The sequence below is a fragment of the Amycolatopsis lurida genome (genome assembly GCF_900105055.1).
Lineage (GTDB): Bacteria > Actinomycetota > Actinomycetes > Mycobacteriales > Pseudonocardiaceae > Amycolatopsis > Amycolatopsis lurida.
In genome coordinates this window covers 5,804,198-5,821,075 of record NZ_FNTA01000004.1, presented here as the reverse complement: position 1 = coordinate 5,821,075, position 16,878 = coordinate 5,804,198, and the positions used below count along the sequence as shown (strand labels likewise).

The 16,878-nt window shown below is 68.5% G+C and carries 15 protein-coding genes; 5 read left to right on the top strand and 10 right to left on the bottom strand.

Annotated elements, in window-relative coordinates:
* Nucleotides 1-16 precede the first annotated feature (16 nt).
* From BLW75_RS33065 to BLW75_RS33055, 3 genes are all read right to left on the bottom strand, one after another.
* Nucleotides 17-3,568: a hypothetical protein gene (locus BLW75_RS33065; protein WP_158005387.1), complete on the bottom strand. Its 3,552-nt coding sequence runs from the start codon at nt 3,566-3,568 to the stop codon at nt 17-19.
* Nucleotides 3,569-3,771: 203 nt separating this feature from the next.
* Nucleotides 3,772-4,251 carry a hypothetical protein gene (locus BLW75_RS33060; RefSeq protein ID WP_143055375.1) on the bottom strand — a complete coding sequence of 160 codons (480 nt, stop codon included), beginning with the start codon at nt 4,249-4,251 and terminating at the stop codon, nt 3,772-3,774.
* A 412-nt stretch (nt 4,252-4,663) separates the two neighbouring features.
* Nucleotides 4,664-5,539 (bottom strand): MBL fold metallo-hydrolase, encoded by an 876-nt coding sequence (locus BLW75_RS33055; protein WP_034315383.1) that lies wholly within the window; start codon nt 5,537-5,539, stop codon nt 4,664-4,666.
* A gap of 90 nt (nt 5,540-5,629) precedes the next feature.
* Here BLW75_RS33055 and BLW75_RS33050 point away from each other — a divergent pair, with 90 nt between their 5' ends.
* Genes BLW75_RS33050 through BLW75_RS33040 form a run of 3 tightly spaced genes read left to right on the top strand, consistent with a single transcriptional unit; the run spans nt 5,630 to nt 7,736 of the window.
* Nucleotides 5,630-5,818, top strand: coding sequence for a hypothetical protein (locus BLW75_RS33050; RefSeq protein WP_034315380.1), 189 nt, complete (start codon nt 5,630-5,632; stop codon nt 5,816-5,818).
* Nucleotides 5,805-7,154 (top strand): amidase, encoded by a 1,350-nt coding sequence (locus BLW75_RS33045; RefSeq protein WP_034315378.1) that lies wholly within the window; start codon nt 5,805-5,807, stop codon nt 7,152-7,154. Before BLW75_RS33050 ends, BLW75_RS33045 begins: the two co-directional genes overlap by 14 nt.
* 18 nt (nt 7,155-7,172) lie before the next feature.
* Complete coding sequence (locus BLW75_RS33040; RefSeq protein WP_034315374.1) at nt 7,173-7,736, top strand: TetR/AcrR family transcriptional regulator; 564 nt, start codon at nt 7,173-7,175, stop codon at nt 7,734-7,736.
* 10 nt (nt 7,737-7,746) lie between these two features.
* On the opposite strand, the gene BLW75_RS33035 is transcribed toward BLW75_RS33040, so the two are convergent.
* The 6 genes from BLW75_RS33035 to BLW75_RS33010 form a co-directional block, all read right to left on the bottom strand.
* Nucleotides 7,747-7,992 carry a hypothetical protein gene (locus BLW75_RS33035; RefSeq protein ID WP_034315372.1) on the bottom strand — a complete coding sequence of 82 codons (246 nt, stop codon included), beginning with the start codon at nt 7,990-7,992 and terminating at the stop codon, nt 7,747-7,749.
* Nucleotides 7,993-8,007: 15 nt separating this feature from the next.
* Complete coding sequence (locus BLW75_RS33030; protein WP_034315368.1) at nt 8,008-8,898, bottom strand: AurF N-oxygenase family protein; 891 nt, start codon at nt 8,896-8,898, stop codon at nt 8,008-8,010.
* Nucleotides 8,895-9,776, bottom strand: coding sequence for a crotonase/enoyl-CoA hydratase family protein (locus tag BLW75_RS33025; RefSeq protein ID WP_034315366.1), 882 nt, complete (start codon nt 9,774-9,776; stop codon nt 8,895-8,897). The genes BLW75_RS33030 and BLW75_RS33025 overlap by 4 nt, the downstream gene beginning before the upstream one ends.
* Entirely contained in the window at nt 9,766-10,365 is a 600-nt protein-coding gene (locus BLW75_RS33020; RefSeq protein ID WP_034315363.1) for a TetR/AcrR family transcriptional regulator, read from the bottom strand. Before BLW75_RS33020 ends, BLW75_RS33025 begins: the two co-directional genes overlap by 11 nt.
* 29 nt (nt 10,366-10,394) lie before the next feature.
* Nucleotides 10,395-11,321, bottom strand: coding sequence for an NAD(P)/FAD-dependent oxidoreductase (locus BLW75_RS33015; protein ID WP_034315361.1), 927 nt, complete (start codon nt 11,319-11,321; stop codon nt 10,395-10,397).
* Nucleotides 11,322-11,409: 88 nt separating this feature from the next.
* A complete protein-coding gene (locus BLW75_RS33010) occupies nt 11,410-12,813 on the bottom strand; it encodes a right-handed parallel beta-helix repeat-containing protein (RefSeq protein WP_241783746.1) in 1,404 nt (467 codons plus the stop codon).
* Between the two features lie 205 nt (nt 12,814-13,018).
* Between BLW75_RS33010 and BLW75_RS33005 the strand changes: the two genes are divergently transcribed.
* Both BLW75_RS33005 and BLW75_RS33000 read left to right on the top strand, forming a co-directional pair.
* The gene (locus BLW75_RS33005; protein WP_034315358.1) at nt 13,019-14,902 is read left to right on the top strand and encodes an elongation factor G; all 1,884 of its coding nucleotides are present in this window, start codon (nt 13,019-13,021) and stop codon (nt 14,900-14,902) included.
* A 59-nt stretch (nt 14,903-14,961) separates the two neighbouring features.
* Nucleotides 14,962-15,705, top strand: a complete 744-nt coding sequence (locus BLW75_RS33000) for a GAF and ANTAR domain-containing protein (RefSeq protein ID WP_034315355.1) — start codon at nt 14,962-14,964, stop codon at nt 15,703-15,705.
* On the opposite strand, the gene BLW75_RS32995 is transcribed toward BLW75_RS33000, so the two are convergent.
* A complete protein-coding gene (locus BLW75_RS32995) occupies nt 15,702-16,841 on the bottom strand; it encodes a Gfo/Idh/MocA family protein (RefSeq protein WP_034315352.1) in 1,140 nt (379 codons plus the stop codon). The genes BLW75_RS33000 and BLW75_RS32995 overlap by 4 nt on opposite strands.
* Nucleotides 16,842-16,878: the final 37 nt, after the last annotated feature.

Below are 16,878 nucleotides of genomic sequence, written 5' to 3'. Positions count from 1 at the left end.
CTATAGCCGCAGCCTGTCACAACGGGAAGAACTGACCGATCTTAACACCATCCTCCAGACCAAGCTGGTATGTCTTGCCGTCGACCACTCCATAAAACGGCCCTTGTTCACCTCGTCGGATCTTGTCTTGATTCTGGTTGAGAACCTTGACTATTCTGTCCTCGATTTCGTCTACCGTGGTGCGACCGGAAAAGAACGATTGCTTCGTCTTGAAGCTGCCATCCCAGTATTTCGGATGATGCCGTTCAAGGACATGAGCCATCTTTTCCTTGGCAAGCATGATCCTTAATTCGCCTATTTGATAGGTCTTCCCGACCCATTGCTGAAGGACGACTCTTGACCGTCCGGGAAACGGGCCGATCTTTTGAGAAACTGTACCGGCCGCCCTGAGAAGATTCATTCGCTTGAGCAGTTGATGGAACGATCTTCCGCCGCCGAGGGTGGCAATCTTCTGGAGGTTCCCCTGAAGCGCGGAGAGCCCTCTCTGCAGCTCGGCTGAGCAGGCGCTGGACCTTTCCTCGCAGAACCGCTTCATCAGCAGGGCATCGAAGTCCACGGCGAGGTTCGGATCGAGGAGTCCCCCGATACTTTGGTACTCGTAGCCACCGTCGAGCCACCAGGCGTTCATTTCCCGGCCGATGGCTTCACACTGGGTCAGCCCGTAGCTCGCGAAGGGAAGCAGCACACCGTTGACGAAGCATTCTCCGTTGGTGAACAGCACCATGAGGCCGCTGTCGAACTGTGCTGCCCGAGCGTCGGAGGGCCGCTGGTCCGGGGGTGTCCCTGTCCAGGTGCGGAGGAAGTGTTCGGCTGCGTCGCTCGCGGCGCGGCCGGCCTCCTCGGCGCTTTTGCCGGCGGCCTTCGCCGCCCTACGAGCGTCCTCGGCGTAACCGGCCGCGCGGGCGGCCGCGCTTCGCGCCGACGCTGCCGAGCCTGCCGCCTTGGTCGCGTACTGGGCGGCTTTCGCGGCGTCCCGCTGTGCGGAGGCGACAGCCTGACGTGCCTGGCTGGCCGACTGGGCCGCCCGGTTGGCCGAGGTCTGCGCCTCAGCAGCGGAAGCTTTGGCCTGGTCCGCGTACTCCTTCGCCTTATCGGCGGAGGCTTTCGCCTGGTCCGCGTAGCCCTTCGCCTCGTTCGCCGCGTTGCGGGCGATCGCCGCCGTCTCCAGTGCACGTGCGGCGGATTCGTTGGCCGCCGCCGCGGACGCCGCGGCTTCGGCGACATACCGACGGACTGTCGCCACATGCGAAGCGGTGTCCGAGTCCCGCCGCTCAGCCTGAAGCCGTCCGAACTGGACGAACTCCCGAAGCTCCAGGACGGGCCCGGCCAAGGCGATCTGCGCGGCCGCCTTCACCTCTGCGCCGCCATTCTGCAGCGCCTGCGCGACCACTATCCGGTCATCGTGCTCGGCAGCCTCGTACTGACCCGTCCGCAAGAACTCACGCCGCGCGTCTGCATCACCGTCGAGCGCCGCCTGCGCGGCAGTCCGCATACCCGGCCCACCGGAGGCGAGCAACCGGCTGATCGCCAGCCGCTCGTCGTTCTCCTTACCCTCGTACGGCTGCTTTCGCAGAAACTCCCTGACCTGCTCGACAGTTCCGCTCAGAGCCGCCAACGCAGCCGTCTTGAGCGCCGGGATCTCGCTCTCGGCGAGATGCCCCACCCTCGCCCGGTCGTCCTGTTCCGCCGCGATCGCCAGACCAGCGCGGACGAACTCGGTGACGGCGACCTCGTCCCCAGCGAGAACGCTCTTCGCCATCGACCGGCTGATCGGCCCCGTGTTGGTTTCGGTCAGCTGTCGCAGAGCCACCTTCCGACCGTTCGCGACGACCGTTTCCCGGGGAACGCCGGGTGCCGTGGCTTCGGCGATCAGGCGCTTGGACTCTGGGCTGAGGCGCAACGATTCCTCGATGTCCCAAGGAAGTCGTACGGGAATGGCGTCCGTCGCGGCACGAAGTGCCTGAGCGAGTTCGACCGCTTCTTCGGTTTCAGTGGCCAACCGCTCGGCGTCCGCCACGCGAGCGGACTCCTCTGTCAGCTTCGCTTTGGCCGCCGCCGCGGTCGCGCTTTCAGCAGCGACCTTCGCGGCTTGTGCGTGCGCTTCCGACCGAGCTGCCGCATGCTCCGCCTCACCGGCGTGCTGGGCGGCCTTGTTGGCAGCGTCGGCCGCGGCGTTCGCGTGTCCGGCGGACCTGGTCGCCGCTGCGCGGGCTTCATCCGCCGCCGTGGCCGCTTCCCTGGCGAAGGCCACGGCAGCGTTCCCCGCTCGCACCGCACGCGCCGCGGCCCGCTTCGCGTCGGCGGCCGCGCGTTTCGCACGGTCAGCCTCGGCACCGGCCACGTTGGCGTGCCTACCGGCCGCGTCGGCAGCCGTGCCGGCCGCGTCGGCGTTCGACGCCGCGCTCAACGCTGCCTGCAGCGCGTTACCCGCTGCCCTGGCGGCGGCACCGACCGCGGCAGCGGCATCGGCCGCGACCGTGGCGCTCAACGCGACCGACTTGGCGGTGACAGCCGCTTCCTTTGCGTCGTTGGCCTTCCCCGCGTCGGTAGCCGCACCCGCGGCCGCGTTGTAGGCGCGAGTCGCGGCCTTACCGGCCAGCACCGCGGCCGCGGCCGCACGATTGGCCGCGTTGGCCGCCGCCCGGACCGCCTGACTCGCCGCGTTCGCCGCACTGATCGCTTCCCGCGCCGACGCGGCCGCACGAGTGGCGGCGTCCGCGGCCCGTCCTGCCGCAGCTGAGGCCAGGTTGGCGTCGTCCTTCGCGGCGGCCGTCTCCGCGGCCGCGCGTTCCGCCGCCTGTTTCGCCAGGCCTGCAGCCTTGACGGCCTGCTCCGACGCCTGTGTCGCCAAGGCGGTTTCGGCCGCCGCACGGTCGCCCGCCTCCTTGGCCGCGGCGGCGAGACTGGCCACACTCGCCGTTTCGTCGTCCCGCTCCCGCGCGACGTACTGACCCGTTGACAGAAACTCACGCAGTTCTTCCGCGCCGCCCGAAAGGGCGACCTGAGCGGCCTGCTTCACGGCAGGCCCGCCCGTGGCCATGATCTGCGCCACACGGACTCGATCATCGTGCTGCTGAGCGCCTTCCCAGCCTCTGTGCACGAACTCGGCGATGCCCTCGAACGGACCGTTCAACGCCTTTTGAGCAGCCTCTTTGACACCGGGACCGCCGGTGCTCAGGATCTGCGCGGCACGAACACGGACATCCTGCTCCCACGGCTCACGCACACCGGTCTCGAGGAACTGCCGCATCTCCGCGGGCGTGCCGCTCAACGCCGCCTGCGCGGCCGTCTTGACCGCAGGACCCGCCGTCGCGAGGAGTTTGGCCATCCTGAGACGGGTGTCATGGTCACCGGCGTCGCGCAGACCAGACGCCAGGAAGTCCCGGACAACTTGATCGCTGCCGAACAGGGCGGCTTCTGCCGCTTCCCGGACCGCGGAACCGCCGGTTTCCCAGGCGGCCACCACCTTCGACCTGTCCGATACCTCTTCCTGACCATTATCGGGGACAGGATCGGCGAAGGCCGGGACGGTGCTCACCAAACCCGCCATCAGGGCCAGGATGGCCACGAAGCACAAGAGTGCCGCGAGTCTCGACCTTCTCGGAGTTACGGATTTCGCTTCGAATTCCATGATCACGACAGCGCCCCCCACCGAGCACTCAGAATAAAATCCTGGGCTCAACAGTATCGTGCGCCGTCAACCGAAGGCGCACGATCACGAATACAGATTCATGGCAAGTAAAGTAGCGAACAGGCCTCGGGTGGTACGGATCAGGAACCGGCGGAAACAAATTCCGCAAGCGACGAGTAGCCGTTTTCCGGATTTGCGCCTTCGCCGACCGATGTCCAGGAATTCTTGGGGATGTCCACCACCACCGGCGCATCCTTGATCTTCATCGTCGCCTTCAGCGCGTGATCGTCGCCCTTGATCAAGTAGACCCTGGCGAGATCCATACTGAGATACCCTTTGGCCCCCGTGATCTTGAAGCAGAACGGGACGTTCTTGGTCCGGCTCCACACTTCCACGAGGTTGGCGCCACCGCCGCATTCGGTGAACAGGATATGTCCGTCACCCTTCAACAGGCGAATACCGTGCTGCGCGAAGATCTGATCGGCGCCCGGATAGTCGTAGTCCTCGACGACAGGTGGCGGATCGTCCGACGTGGCCGCCTCGACGGTCGAAACAGAAAGGAATGTGAACGCGACAGCGGAAATAGTGCCCACGCCGAGCATGCGCGAGTAAAACGTCACAATGACGATCCTCCCCTAGACCCCAGTCGGCCTGCAGCCGCTTACTGAGGCCACAGGAATCCTATCCAAGCCTTATTCTGTCAGTCAACAACCGGAGAGCAATACGGCCGAACAGCCCATACCCATGGAAGCCGGCTCGTGGCACCGATCTCGATGTGGCCAAAATCGCCGGCCGTAACGCTGACGCACGCTTGTTCGATACCGATGAAGCATGCGATGTAACGTCCTGCCGCGCTTCATCCCCCGCTCGCGGCCGACCTCTCGACCCAGCCATACCTCCGTGACCGCGTTCGCCGACAGTGGCGTCATCACACCCTCTCCCCACACGGCCGAAAACATCGTCCCGAACCGGCCAGTCTTACGAAATGCAAGACCCGGTTTCTCACGATCTCGAGAAACGCCGCGCCACCGATCAGCTCGTCGCGGTCCAGGAGAGGGCGGTCTCCACCGAGATCACCCGCCCGGCGGTCGGCGCCGGGAAATGGGTCCCGAGTATCAGGGTGCCGGTGCCGGCGAGCGAAGCGAGCAGTGAGCGACGGGTGGCCTCGGCGAGGCCGGGATCGATGTCGACGCAGCTGCCGATGTCCGGGTGGGGGATCTGGACCGGGTGATGGATGCTGTCACCGGTGATCAAAGCAGTCTCGTCGCCGCTGCCCAGCCGGACGGCGACGTGACCCGGCGTATGCCCGGGCGTCGGCACGAGCCGCACGCCGGGGGCGACTTCCACTCCGACGGCAGGAACGTCGACCAGGTCCAGCAAGCCCGCGTCCTCGACGGGATGCACGGAGTCCCGGAACATCTGCCGCCGGGGTTCGTCCATGTCGTACCCCGCCCAGAATTCCCGTTCCGTCCGGGAGGTCAGGTACCGGGCGTTGGGGAAGGTCGGCACCCACTCGCCCGCCACCGCGCGCGTGTTCCAGCCCACGTGGTCGGCGTGCAGATGGGTCAGCACCACCAGATCGACGGTCTCCGGCGAGAACCCCGCGGCCTCGAGCTCGTCGAGATAGCCGGTGCGCAGGTCGTGCCAGGCGGGGTTGGCTCGCCGCTTTCCGTTCCCGATCCCGGTGTCCACCAGGATTTTCAGCCCGCCCGCCGAGATCGCGAAACTGTGGGTGGCCAGGCGCAGTGTCCCGGCGCCGTCGGCGAAATGGGGACGCAGCCACCCGTGCCCGGCGACGACCTCCGGCGTGGCGGCGGGCAGCAGCCAGGGGCCGGTCGACGGCGGCAGCATCACCTCGTCCACGCGTCGCACGGCGAAATCCCCCACGGTCCAGGAAGACACGGTCATCCCCTCCTACGGCTAAACGCAATATATTTGCTTTAGTCGACACTAGGACTTAGAGTCGCTTAAAGCAAATCCTTGGCTTTTGGAGTCGACATGTCCGATCTCAGCCCGACCGAAGCGGCGAGCTTGGCCGCCCGCGCTGGGCTCACCCTGCCCACCGAGCGCCACGCCGATGTGGCCGCCACCGCCGGCCACATCCACTCCGTCATCGGAGTCTTGCGCGAACTGGACTTCGGTGACACCGCGCCCTACCGAAGGGGAGACCACGATGCAGCCGTATGAGCTGACACTCGACGCCGCCGCGCAGGCGATCCGGAACCGGGAGCTGTCACCGGTCGACCTCGTCGATTCGGTGCTGGAGCGCGTGGCGCGGGTCGACCCGCGCTTGGGCGCCTTCGTCACCGTCACCGCGGACCGCGCACGCGAGTCGGCGCGCCGCGCCGAACGGGAGATCGCCGCCGGAGTCCGGCGCGGTCCTCTGCACGGGGTCCCGGTGGCGCTGAAGGATCTCATCGACGTCGCGGGCCTGCCGACCACGGGCAGTTCGCGCGTGCGTGCCGAGCACCGTGCCACCGCCGACAGTGCGGTCACGGCACGGCTGGAGGCGGCGGGCGCGGTGATCGTCGGCAAGACCCACACCCACGAGTTCGCCTACGGCCTCGTCACACCGCAGACCGTCAACGCCTGGGATCCCGGTCGCGTCGCGGGCGGGTCGAGCGGCGGATCGGCCGTCGCGGTGGCCTCGGGCACGGCGACGTTCGCGCTGGGAACCGACACGGGCGGCTCGATACGGACGCCCGCGGCGCTGAACGGTGTGGTCGGGCTCAAACCGACGTACGACCTGGTACCGCGCGATGGCGTGGTCTCGCTGTCGTGGTCGCTGGATCACGTCGGCCCGCTCACCCGCACGGTGACCGACGCGGGGCTCGTGCTGTCCGCGCTGACCGGCCGCGAGCCGTACACAGTGGACAGTGAGATCCCCGGCCTGCGCGTCGGTGTTCCACGCAACCACTACTTCGAACGCGTCGACGCCGAGGTGGAGTCCACCGTGCGCACGGCGATAGCGCGGCTGGAGTACCTCGGCGCCCGGCTGGTCGAGGTCGAGATCCCGATGGCGCGCTACATCCAAGCGACCCAGTGGGGACTGATGGTCCCGGAGGCCACCGCCTACCACGAGCGGACGATGCGCACGACGCCGGAACTGTACGGTCCCGACGTGCGGATCCTTCTCGAGGCGGGGGAACTCGTGTCCGCCGGGGACTACCTGCGTGCCCAGCGTGCGCAAACCCTGATGCGACGGGAATGGCTGCGCCTGATGAAGTCCGTCGACGTGATCGCCGCGCCGGCCGTGCCGGTGACGGCGGTACCTACCGGGCAGGAGAGCGTCGCGTGGCCGGACGGCACGACGGAAAGCGTGGCCGACGCCTACGTGCGGCTGTCCGCTCCCGCCAACATCACCGGACTGCCCTCGCTGACGGTGCCGGCGGGCCTGGATTCCGCCGGGCTTCCCATCGGCCTTCAGCTCATCGGCCGTCCATACGCGGAGGACGTGCTGCTGCGCGCCGGGCGAGCCTCCGAGCGGTCGGCCGTGTTCGCGGAGATCCGAGCGGGCGCCTGACGGCTTAAGCTGGACGCCATGAGCCGCAGGTCGATGGTGCGCCCCGGGGGCCGCAGCGCCAGGGTCCAGGAATCGGTGCACGCCGCCGTGCGTGATCTCGAGGCCGAGGCCGGGCGCGACGCGTTGTCCGTGCCTCAGATCGCCGCCAGGGCAGGGGTCACGCCCTCGACGATCTACCGCCGGTGGGGCGATCTCCGTGAGCTGTTGTCCGATGTCGCCGTGGCGCGGCTGAGGCCGGAGGCGCCACCGGAGGACCGGGGCGCGCTCGCCGCGGATCTGGAGGCGTGGGCCGAGCAGTTCCTCGACGAGATGTCCTCGCCGCCGGGACGCGCCTACATCCGCGACGCCCTGCTCGGTGACCCGGACGGCACCAACGCCGGCCAGTGCTCGGCGTACGCGGCCGAGCAGATCGAGGTGATCCTCGCGCGGGCCGCCGAACGGGGAGAGCAGGCGCCGGACGTGGAGACGGTGCTCGACCGCACGGTGGCGCCGATGATGTACCGCATCCTGTTCCGGCCGGACGAACTCGGGCCCGCGTACGCGCGGCAGCTGGTGGCGACGCTGGTCGAAGGCGACCGCTGAGCGAACGACCTCAGCGCCGGGCGAGGACGCGCTTTCCCAGCCAGGCGGCGTAGACGGCCAGTCCCGCGAAGCCGGCCTTCCGCGTGGGGGCAGCCGCGATCGCCAGGCCGATGGCGAGTTCGGTGGCGCCGTTGCGGTAGGTCCAATTGCGGATGTCGTCGGCGAAGGCCAGCTTCGTCACGGGTTCGAAGGCCGCCGGGGCGGCGAAGTGGGCGAGGCCGGTCGCGGCGATACCGAGGCCGAGGAGCTTGGACATGGGTGCCTTCCTTGTTCAGTCGAGGACGCCGGCGCGGCGCCAGAGCCGTCGGCTCGGGCCGCCGATGAGGCCGATCTCGGTGAAATGTTCGACGGCCTTGGCGGCCCACGCCGCCTTGGTCCGGCGCCAGTGCGGGTTCGCGGCGGCGGCCTGGCGGGCTTCGCGGGGGTCGAGGCCGACAGAGGTGTATGCCTTGGGGTGCAACAATTCCGACGTCGCGACGTAGGCCATCCCGGCGATCGCCCAGCGGATCAGCTCGCGGCCGACGCGGCCGTGGCGCGCCCAGGCCCGGCCCAGTTCGTCCTTGGCGAAGCTGATGTGCCGTGCCTCTTCGATGACGTGGATGCGCGAGATCATCCGGATCATCGGCTGCAGGCTGTCGTCGCGCATCATTTCGCGTTGCATGCCGTCGGCGAGTTCTTCGACGTAGATGGCGCCGGCGAACAGCAGCGCCGGGCCGCAGATCGCGCCGAACAGCTTGCCCGCGCGGTGCGCGGAGCGGCTCGGACGCCGGACCACGCCACCGCTCTTCGCGATCGAACGGGCGAACATGGTGCTGTGACGGCATTCGTCGGCGATCTCGGTGAGCGCGTACTGGGCGTTGTGCGTCGTCGGGTCGCTGTTGTAGACGTGGCGCACGAGGCCCTGCATGAGGATCAGCTCGAACCAGATACCCGACGCCGCCGCGGCCGCCGCTTCCTGGCGGCTCAGCTCGGCGCGCTGGCCTTCGTCGAGACGTTCCCAAAGTTCCGTGCCGTACAAGGAACATCGCTCGGGCGCCTTGCCGTAGGCGCCGTCGACCAGCGGTGCCTGCCAGTCGACGTCGACGTCCGGGTCGTAGGACAGCCGCGCGGAGGAGCGCTGCAGGCGCTCGGCGACGCGTTCGCTCTCGGTGTTCGCGGTCATGACGACCTCCTCGGATCCTTGTGCTCGGGCAGCGGTCCGCCGCCGTCCGGGATGACCTGCCCGGAATCGCGGTAGGCCACCGCCTCGTGGAACCCATCGCGTTCGGCGAACTCGCGGAACCAGCGGCCTTCGGGGGTGTGCCGCGTGATGCCGTCGAAGAGCGTCGCGAGTGTCTGGGTGCCGGAAAGGCCCATGTTGTCGTAGGCCTGGTTGATCATCAGTTTCTGCATCACCAGCTGGTTCGTCGGCACGCCCGCCATCCGGTCGGCGAGTTCCTCGACGGCGGCTTCGAGCCGTTCGGGTTCCACCGCGTCGAGCGCGAGTCCCCAGTCCGCCGCGGTGGTGCCGTCGATGGTGTCGCCGGTGAGCAGCATCCGTTTCGCGCGCTGGGCGCCGACGCGGTAGACCCACATCGCGGTCGTCGGGCAGCCCCACACCCGCGCGGGCGGATAGCCGATGCGCGCGTCGGTCGCCATGATCAGCACGTCGCAGGACAGGGCGATGTCGCTGCCGCCGGCGATCGCGTGGCCCTGCACCTGGCAGACGGTGGGTTTCAGCGATCGCCACAGGCTGAAGAAGTCGTCGGTGTTGCGCTTCATCACCCGGTAGTCCTTGACCGGATCCCAGACCGGGCCCTGGTTCCAGCGTCCTTCGGCGTCTTCCTCGGCGAACTGTTTGAGGTCGTAGCCGGCGCAGAACGACCGCCCTTCGCCGCGCACCACGATCACCCGGACCGCGTTATCCTCGTTCGCCAGCTCCACGGCCTGCCGGATCTCGCGCGGCATCACGTCGTTGATCGCGTTGAGCCGCTCGGGGCGGTTCAAGGTCAGGTACGCCTTGCGATCTTCGACGCGGTACAGGAGCGTCTCAAACGCCATCGGAACCGCCCAGCGCGCGAAGGGTGAACGTGACCAGGTGCGGGATCGTGTCCGGCCCGCCGTCCCCGGCCAAGGGCCCGACCAGCATCTCCGCGCCCGCGCCGACCAGCGCCGCGGCGGTCGCTTCCGCGTCCTGCGGAGGCAGCAGTCCCCTCGTCACGCCGTCGGCGATGTTCCTGGCGATGACCTCGCGGAAGGCGCGCCGGAACACCAGGCGTTCGGCCTCCACGACGGCGTCGACCGGTTCGGCCAGCAGCGCGTACGCCAGCCTCGGCGCCTTCAACGCCCGCCCGGCGAAGGTCTCGATCACGGCGACCACGCGTTCGCGGACGTCACCCTGGGACGCGGCGGCCTCGACGGCGTCGACCTCCCGGGAGACCACCTCACGGAACACCTCGACGACCAGGTCGGCCTTCGACGGGAACTGCCGGTACACGCTGCCGGTGCCGACACCAGCCCGCGCGGCGACCGCGGCCATGGAGCAGCCCGCGTAGCCGGTTTCGGCCAGCAGCGCGATGGCCGCGGCCAGGATCTCGCCTCGCTGCGAGTCCAGTCTTGCCTGCGTCTTCGGGGTCCGGCGGTACGGCATGCCAAGGAGTGAAGCACGGATTCCGCTCTTCAGTCCAGCTCTTCCCGGAAGAGTTCGTGATCCACCGCGGTGGCCGTCACGAAACCCATGGCGGCCGCGGTCACCACGAACGTCATGCCCGAGGGGCACGATTCCCGCCGCGCCAGGTCACCCGCGGCGTATACGCCCGGTACGCCGGTGAATCCGACGTCGTCGATCCTCACGGTGCCGTCGTCCTGGAGAACGCAGCCCAGTTTCCCGGCCAGCGGGTCGGCCTGCCGTGTCGTGGCGTGCAGGAACACCGCCGCGCATTCCACCGGGTCGCCTTCGCGGAACGTGACCCGTTCGACTTCGTCCTCGGGCCCCTCCACACTTCGCACCGGCTCGAGGCGCACCCGGACCGCACGTTTGCCCAGAAGTGCCTCGTCTTCGGCGGACAACGGGATACCGTTGGCGCACAAGGTGATGTCCTGGCTCCATCGGGTCAGCTGGGCGGCGAACATCACGTCCTGCCGCCCCTCGGTGGCCAGGACGGCCAAGGGCCGGTCCCGGAATTCCCAGGCATGGCAGTACGGGCAGCCGAGCACGCTCTTCCCCCAGCGTTCGGCCAGCCCCGCGATCCCGGGCAGGTCCTCGATCACTCCGGTGGCCAGCACGATCCGGCGCGCCTTCACCAGAGGCCCGTCCTCGAACGCGACGGCGAATCCGCCGCTATCGCCGTCGACGGATCGGACCCTGCCCTCTCGCAGGCGGACCTCCGGGTACTCCGCCAGCTGCTCGCGACCGGTGGCCCGCAGTGCGGCCGGATTCATCCCGTCGCAGGCCAGGAGCCCGTGCACGCCCGCGGCCGTCGAATTACGGCCCGCGCCTCCGTCGACCACCAGCGCGCTGCGCCGGGACCGGCCGAGCACCAGCGCGGCGTTCAAGCCGGCGGGCCCGGCACCGATGATCACCGCGTCATATCCGGCATCGCGCACGGCATGGCCTCTCTCTTCGGGAATCGGGGCAGCACCCGCGTACCCGGACCGCCCGCCGGGAAACCTGCTCCCGGCGGGCGCCAAACACTCAGTTGCGGTGGATGGTGAACGTGCTCGTGGTGTTCCGGATGTCCTCGGCGTTGTCGCTCAGGGTGAGCCCGGTGAACGTCGCCGAGCCGACGGCCGGGCCCTGGCCCGGTTCCGGCAGCTCGTTGACCCAGATCCCGATCCCCGACTTGGCGTCGAACTCGTCACCGCTGCGGTGCGCCCCGGTGATCGACACGTTCGTCAGCACCGTGTCCTCGACCGGGTTCTCCGGACGGTTCCCGGTGTACTTGGTCTGGAACATGATGCCGCTGTAGGTCGGGCTCTGGATGTCCACATCGGACACCCGGAGGCCGCGGAACTCCTTGGAGGCGGAGAACATCCAGATCGCGGGGAACGTCTGCTGTCCCCAGAAATGGCCACCGGCGCGGACCAGTGACACGTTCTGGACGGTGGTCGGCCGCGGGCCGAACCCGAGGAACGGGTAGCCGAAGTCGAGCGAGCTGATCGTGATACCCGAGTACGTCAGCGTGTCCGCGATGTAAAGGTTCCGGAAGGTGTTGCCGTACCCGCCGTACACGGCCAGCCCGGCCGCGCGCCATGGAAGCAGCACGGTCAGGTTCTCGAACACGTTGTCGTACTGGTTGCCCGCGTTGAGGTCCGTGGCCGCGAACAGCGCGAAACCGTCGTCGCCGGTGGAGCGGGCCTCGTTGTTGGTGACCCGGTTCCCCGTGCTCCCGTTGGTGAAATTGACCCCGTCGGCGAACATGTCGCGGATCCGCGAGTTCTTCACCGTCGTGTTGTCCACATTGGTCGCCCACAGCAGGCACATCTGGTGCTCCACCCAGATGTCGTCGATCGTCATGTTCGTGACGTTCGTGAAGTCGAAGACCTTGCCGGGACCGTCGATCCGGGAGGTGTAGTTCCCGAACACGGCGAACCCGCCGAACGTCGAACCGCTCGCGCTCGCCTGCGCGTCGAAGCCGATGTCGGTGTTCTCCTGCCCGCTCGGCGCGGTGAACCTCGTGAACCACGGCCCGGCGCCGAGCACCGTGACCGGCTTGCCGTACACGGTGACCTTGCTCGTCATCGGGTACTGCCCCGGCGGCAGGAAGACACCGGTGAGGTTCGGATCCTGGCGGACCTTGTCCAGCGCGGCCTGCACGTCCTGCTGGGTGAACCCGGCCGGGACGGCATAGCGCGCCGGATCGGGGTTCGCGGCCGCGGTGGCCAGCTCGAGGTTCACGAAGTCGATCGCGTAGTTCAAGCCGTTGCCAGCGTCCTTCTGCAGCTTGATCTTGTGCCCGGCGGGCACGGTCGCGCCGAGCAGCAGGCTGGCCTCGTCGTAGATGTGCCGAGCGGGCCCGGCTCCCGGAGAGTTCTGCGGAGAGGCTTCGTGGCCGTAAAGCCAGGCGTGGCGCGAAGTCAGGTCGATGGCTCTTGTCATGTTCTTGCGCTGAAATGTTCAAGAATTACAGCCCACGGAGCGCCACAAGTCAACGCCGGGCCGTAAATCGCGTGACCGGCCGGAAACACGCTGCTAACGTCCGGCCCGACCAGGTGCTTTCCCGGAAAGAAGGAGAACGGCGTGCGCCGAGCTGTCGAGTCCTCGAGCCGTATGGACCTTTCGACAGCCCTGGAGCCGTTCATCCATGGAGTACCTGAACCTGGGCGTCCTCGCCCATGTCGACGCCGGTAAGACGAGCCTGACGGAGCGCCTGCTCCATCACACCGGTGCCATCCGCACCCTCGGCCGCGTCGACGCCGGGAACACCCACACCGACACGATGGAGCTGGAACGCCGTCGCGGCATCACGATCCGCTCGGCCGTCGTGGCCTTCCGCGTCGGTGACCTGCGCGTCAACCTGATCGACACGCCCGGCCACCCGGACTTCATCGCCGAGGTCGAACGTGCGCTGCGAGTGCTCGACGGCGTCGTTCTTGTCGTTTCCGCCGTCGAGGGAGTGCAGGCGCAGACCCGCGTGCTCATGCGCGCGCTCGCCCGCCTGCGGATCCCCGTGCTGATCTTCGTCAACAAGGTCGACCGGGCGGGCGCCCGGTACGACGGCCTCCTCACCGATCTCGCCGAGCGTCTCGGCGTCGCCTGCGTGCCGATGTCCGAAGTCGACGGCATCGGCACGGCGAGCGCGAAAGTCCGGCCGTCCTCCCTGTCGGCGGGGACGGCCGAACGGCTGGCCGAGCACAGTGATGCCTTCCTCGCCGCTTATCTCGAAGACACGCTGACGGCCGAGGACTATCGGGGCGAAGTCGTCCGGCAGACCCGGCTCGGCCTCGTCTCCCCCGTCTTCTTCGGCTCCGCGCGCAGCGGCGAGGGAATCGCCGAACTCACCTCCGGTATCCGCGAATTCCTTGCCGGAGCGGTGAAACCGGTGCCGGACGACCGGTTGCGCGCCACCGTGTTCAAGATCGAACGCGGCCGCGCGCACGAGAAGATCGCCTACGTCCGCGTGTTCTCCGGCGAGATCGGCGCGCGGGACCACGTCCGATTCCATCGCCGAGGACTCACGAAGGAGGCGAAGGTCAGCGCGGTGCACGTCTTCGAACTCGGCGACGAGACCGTCGAGGGCCGCGCGCGGGCCGGCCGGATCGCCAAGGTCACCGGGCTCAAGGAGATCGGGATCGGCGACCTCATCGGCGTTCCCGACGGCGACGGCGTCACTACGCGGTTTCCGCCGCCCGCCCTGGAAACCGTGGTCGGTCCCGCCCTGCCCGCGCAAGCGCCTGCGGTGTTCGCGGCCTTGCGGGAACTGGCGGAACAGGATCCACTGATCACCGTCCGGCAGGACGACGAAACCCGCCGGATCTCGGTGCGGCTCTACGGCGAGGTGCAGAAGGAGATCATCGCGGAGACGCTCGCCGCTCAGCACGGCCTCGACGTCACGTTCAGCCTCACCCGGCCGGTCTGCGTCGAACGGCCGATCGGCACCGGGCATTCGGTGTGGTTCATCACGGAGAAGCGGAATCCGTGCTTCGCGACGCTCGGGCTGCGGGTCGGCCCCGGCACACCCGGCTCCGGGCTGACCTTCGGCCTCGACGTCGAACTCGGCTCCCTCCCGCTCGCCTTCCACAAGGCCATCGAGGAGACCGTCGACGCCACGCTGCGGAGCGGCCCGTCCGGCCGGGAGGTCGTCGACTGCGTGGTGACCGTCACCCACACCGGTTACTTCAGCCCGGTCAGCGCGGCGGGCGACTTTCGCAAGATCACCCCGTTCGTGCTGGCAGAAGCCCTCCGGGAGGCGGGAACCGAGGTACTCGAACCGGTCAGCCGGATCGAGGTGGAACTGCCCGCCGACGCGGTGACCGCGACGCTCTCCCGGCTGGTCGAGTGCGGCGGCACCGTCATCGGCTCGGTGGCACGGGGCGACCGGGCCGAGCTGACGGGTGTGCTGCCCACGGGCGAGGTCGCCCGGTTCGAACAGCGGTTGCCCGGGCTCACCCGCGGCGAAGGCCTGATGAGCACCGAACCGGCGGGTCACCGGCCACGGGTTAGCCCGAATCGGTCAATGCCCGGCTAGCCGGAACGAGTACGTTCTTGATGGTCGGCGAAATCCGCCGTCCGAGGGAAAGGGCCACGATGGATCAGTTTCGCGACACCGCTTCGGCGTTGCGGGAGCTCACCGAGTCGATGCGGCTCGACGAGCCCCGCGACGAGTTGCTGGAACGGGTGGCGAAGAAGGTGGTCGGCCTGCTGCCGGGCGCGGACGCGGCCACGGTCACGCTGTATTCCGGCAGCGAACCGAGCACCGTCGCCGCCACCGACGAATCCCTGCTGGCCCTGGACAAGGCGCAGTACAGCGCGGACGAGGGCCCCTGTCTGAAAGCCGCCGAGAGCGGCTCGATCGTCCGCACCCCGCTCGACGCCGACGCGGCCGCGCGCTGGCCGGACTTCACGGCCGCCGCGGAACAGCTCGGCGTGCGGACCGCGCTGGCCTGTCCGCTGTTCGTCCCCGACGAATCCCACTTCAAGCGGCGCGAGACCGAGTCGCTGTCCGGCGCCCTCAACGTCTGGAGCTTCGAGGAGAACGCCTTCGATCCGGTCGAGGCGGCCCTGGTCGCGATGTTCACCTCGGCGATCTCGGCGATCATCCTGACCGCGTCCCGCTGGGCCGCCGCCGAACGACAGGCGGAGACCCTGGTCGCCGCGTTGGAGACCAGGGACGCCATCGCCACCGCGAAGGGGATCGTGATGGCGCGTCTGGAGCTGAACGCCGAGGAAGCCTTCCGCTGGCTCACCGAGGCGTCGCAGCACACGAACCGCAAGATCCGGGAGATCTCGGTGCTGATCGCGGAAGACCCGGGAGCGGTTTTCGGCCGTTAGGCCAGCGAGACCCGGCGGTTCTCGCGCGAGGACTCGAGGCCGGCTTCCGCGAGCCGGATGCCGCGCACACCCGCCATGAAGTCGTACGGATGCGGCGCGTCCTCCACGACGTGGCGGACGAACTGCTCCCACTGTGCGCGGAAACCGTTGCCGAAGTCCTCGTTGTCCGGCACTTCCTGCCACTGCGAACGGTACGACCGCGTCTCGGCGAGGTCGGGGTTCCACACCGGCTTCGGCGTGGCCTCCCTCGGCTGGATGACGCATTTGTGCAGGCCCGCGACGACGCTGCCCTTGGTGCCGTCGACCTGGAACTCGACCAGTTCGTCGCGGTGGACCCGCACGCACCAGGACGAGTTGAGCTGGGCGATGATCCCGCCTTCGAGCTCGAAGATCGCGTACGCGGAGTCGTCGGCCGTCGCGGCGTACCGCTCGCCTTTCTCGTCGACGCGCTCCGGGATGTGCGTGACGGCCTTCGCGGTCACCGCGTTGACGGCGCCGAAGAGGTTCTCCAGCACGTAGTTCCAGTGACAGAACATGTCGACGACGATGCCGCCGCCGTCTTCGGCGCGGTAGTTCCAGCTGGGACGCTGCGCCGACTGCCAGTCGCCCTCGAACACCCAGTAGCCGAACTCGCCGCGCACGGACAGCACCTGGCCGAAGAAGCCGCTGTCCATCAGGCGCTTCAGCTTGAGCAGGCCGGGCAGGTAGAGCTTGTCGTGGACGACGCCGTTCTTGACCCCGGCCGCCTCGGCGTGCCGTGCCAGGGCGAGCGCCCCTTCGACCGACTCGGCCACCGGCTTCTCGGTGTAGATGTGCTTGCCGGCGTCGATGGCCCGGACGATCGACTTCTCGCGGACCGCGGTCAGCTGTGCGTCGAAGTACAGCGGGAGGTCGTCGTCGCCGAGCGCGGCGTCGAGGTCGGTGGTCCAGCGGGTCAGGCCGTGCCGGGTGGCGATCTCTTCGAGCTTGTCCGCATTGCGCCCCACCAGGACCGGCTCCAGCTGGACCCGCGAACCGTCGGCCAGCTCGACCCCGCCGGCCTCCCTGATCGCCAGGACCGAGCGCACCAGGTGCTGCCGATAGCCCATCCGCCCGGTGACGCCGTTCATCACGACGCCGAGTTTCCGCGTGGTCATCCGTTCTCCTTTGAAAGCGCTTTCCTGCCCACATCCT